Annotated in this window: 3 protein-coding genes and 1 pseudogene; all 4 read left to right on the top strand. The window is 58.2% G+C overall.

All coding sequences use genetic code 11. The annotated features are described in order from the left end of the window. Positions 1–301, top strand: a 301-nt coding sequence (locus AC1DYX_RS29850; protein ID WP_477265642.1) for a hypothetical protein, incomplete at its 5' end; no start/stop codon positions are given. 7 nt (positions 302–308) lie between these two features. Beyond that, the gene (locus AC1DYX_RS29845) at positions 309–1,424 is read left to right on the top strand and encodes a DNA-primase RepB domain-containing protein (protein ID WP_477265640.1); all 1,116 of its coding nucleotides are present in this window, start codon (positions 309–311) and stop codon (positions 1,422–1,424) included. Between the two features lie 522 nt (positions 1,425–1,946). Continuing rightward, positions 1,947–2,255, top strand: coding sequence for a hypothetical protein (locus tag AC1DYX_RS29840; RefSeq protein WP_477265638.1), 309 nt, complete (start codon positions 1,947–1,949; stop codon positions 2,253–2,255). Between the two features lie 76 nt (positions 2,256–2,331). Further along, positions 2,332–2,424 (top strand): annotated as a pseudogene (locus AC1DYX_RS29835) (single-stranded DNA-binding protein); the annotation flags it as partial. Between the last annotated feature and the right edge of the window lie 678 nt (positions 2,425–3,102).

The raw sequence follows: 3,102 nt of genomic DNA, 5'->3' as shown, positions 1-3,102 counted from the left end.
GACCAAGGCGGGAAAGGACACCGAGATCGAAAAGCAGCTGGCCGAAGCCCAGGCCGAGGTCCAGCGTCTGACCGTGGTGTGCATGAAACTGAACATCCGCATCGCCATCCTGGAAAAGGAAAACGATGTGCAGGTTCAGCGCCAAGAGCCGCAGGGTCAGAGAGATTGCCGGCAACAACAGCTGGACTTCAGCATCGATGATCGTGCCGGCGACGTGCTGATGGAACCGGCTGAGAGCGCCGCTACGGTGCAGTCGGCGTCGGCACCGCAGTCCGTCCTGACGGATGCTGTCGTCGACTAATCAGGCCATGTCGGACGAGATTAACCTCTCCTGCCCCCGGGCGTCGGTCGACTTGACTGACGCTCAGCGCTTCCTCGATCTTCTCGCGCGAGGAAGCGCCTACACTTTCCAGGTCTTCGATGACCGCTCGGAAAAGCGCCCCCATCTGAACAAGATCTTGCACGGGACGTTGACCGCTCATGCCGCGACGCTGACGAAACTGAACGAACAAGGGGGCGGCATCTTCGTCATGGTCAATGCTGGTGATGGCAAGGGGCGCAAGCGGGCGAACGTCAGCGCCGTGCGCGCACTGTTCGTTGATCTCGATGGCGCCTCGCTCGAACCCGTCCTGAACGGACCGATCGCGCCGCACATGGTCACTGAAACGTCGCCTGGTCGCTGGCATGCCTTCTGGCTGGTCGACGGTGTCCCGCTGGAGAGCTTCTCGCATCTGCAGGAACAGCTCGCAAAAATGTTCGATGCCGACCGCAGCGTAAAGGACCTGTGCCGAGTGATGCGGCTGCCTGGCTTTGTCCATAACAAGCAGCAACCGTATAAGAGTCGCATACTCCGCCTCGACGACAGCCCGGCCATTCCGGTTCAGGAGTTTGTTGATGCCTTCGGCATCAGTCCTGTCATCGCTGTGGGAGAACGGAACACATACCTGTTCAAGTCTACTGCCGGTCTCAAACACGGTGGCGTTCCAAAAGGCGAGGCAGCGAAACGCATCGCCAAGATCAACGCCGCCCATACGTCTGAACCGCTGCCCGACGAGGAGGTGCAAGAAATTGTCGATCGCGCCTACAGCTACGAGACCAAGGGCTTTAGTATGATCCCGCACCGCATCATCGACACGCCAGCGTTTGAAGCCCTGTCGGGAGCTGCATCAAAGCTGTTCCTCTGTGCGATGCGGCGCCACCGCCCTGGGAAGGAGTTCGCCTTAACCTACTCGGAGTTCGCGCATGTCGCTGGACTCAAGAACCGGCAACAGTTCAGCAAGGCACGTGACGAGCTGATTGATGCAGGCTTCCTTGTTCGGACCCGTCAACATGTGGCTAGTCTTGATCCTGATGGAAGACGCTGCGCGCTGTATCGAATCGCAGACCATGTCCTGCGCTCGTCAGCTTCCAGCGCTCAGGGTTAGGGGTACAATTTGTACCCTCAAATCAGTCAGTTGGGGGTACAAATTGTACCCACTATCTTATACCCACACTTTAGACCGCTTTTGACGCTCCAGCGCGTGACTGCGACGTAATCGACGCCTTGTTCGCCCCCCTGTAAACTGCTGGGTACGAGCTAACCATCATCCGACTCCATTCGTCAGACTATTACCTTGATCGGTGTCCGGCCCGGAGTCCCCGCCGGACACTGTCCGCATAGGACCGGGCCGATCGAGCATCAGCCGTCCGCCACCGACAGCACGGAGCAGCCAGTGGCTGAGGGAGAGTGTGGCGTTGAACCGGACGCTGCGGAGATATCCGGGGACGAGCAGCAGGTGGTCCAGTCCTGCGACCAATAGCTCGACTCAACGGCGAACCTGGGTCTAAAATCGTTCAGCATCAACGCCGGGACTGATTCAGCCCCAGCTCTTGACTCTCGCGGTTCATCGGCGGCTGGTCCCGGCTTCGGCGCGCCGCTGGCGCGGCCGCCAAGACAGGCGAAAGACGTGGCACATGATGCGCTGCCCCGCTTGGCGCAGTTTTCACCAAACTATTGGTTCGTCATGACAGATCCCGACGCTCCCCATCCATGGGGCTGGACCGCAGCCCGGCGCGCCAAACAGGCGCAGGCCATTCGCCGCTGGAAGCCCTGGTTGAAAAGCCAGGGACCTGTAACACCAGAAGGGAAGGCACGGGTGTCAAAGAACGCGAGCAAACCAAACTCCATGCGGCGGCAGATCGCCGGCATGATGGCCGCGCTGATGGCGGTGAGGCGGCAGGTGAAGGTGATCGAAGCGGAGCGCCGCCGGCGCTGATTGAAGGCGACCAGCTGGCCCAGCACCTGGTTGCGGAAGACATCGCGCGCCGAACCATGCTCTCGTCGTGTAAGCCCGCCTGCAGACCCGCAAGTACACCGACAAGGACGGGATCGAGCGCTACGCCGGCGACATCATCGTCGAGAACATGCAGAAGCTGGGCGGCAGACATCCGGTCATCTGCGCTCGACGCACGTGCGCGTGAGCGGACTTCTTCCAGTAGAGCTTCGACTCGATCAAGGACGACGACGACGACGTGAGCAGTCACTTCCTGAGCCTGTTGAGATTCACGCTGACGAACAGCTCTACTTCTTCAACTTTGTTGCTTTCTTACAACGGACGACCACGGCGCCGCAGCTCGTTTCGCTCATCGGCTCAGGGGAAGCAGGGGGTACAGAAGGTACGAAAAGGTGGGAAAAGTTAGCTCAAAGTGGCTCGGAGTGTTTTGCGTTTTTACAGTCCGCCATAAAAAATCTTGTGAGTAATGACAAATTTCTTCGCAATCACTGTCGCCAATCTGGCGACAGTTGCTAAGTACCTGCCATACTTGTACTGCCTGAATGAAAAAGGGCCGGTTTCGCAGACCGGCCCGGGCATAACTATGACATTTTACTGGAGCTTTAATATGAGAATCACCTTGAAATGGAGTAATACCATACTGGTCATCGATTTGACCCAGACAGTCGCCTTATCCTTCTTGGCAATGACCGTCTTGGCCGTGCCGATGACATAACCCCTGGCGTTTTCAGTGGCTGGTCTCTCACCACCAGCCGCTGAAGACACCTTAAGGTTATGCGACGCCGTATAAACCGTCAAAGGTTTTAGCACCTAATTTGGGGGTATATAC

The sequence above is a fragment of the Massilia sp. P2_C2 genome (assembly GCF_056404615.1).
Note: the sequence above shows the minus strand (reverse complement) of the source record. Positions and strands in the feature narration are given on the sequence as shown.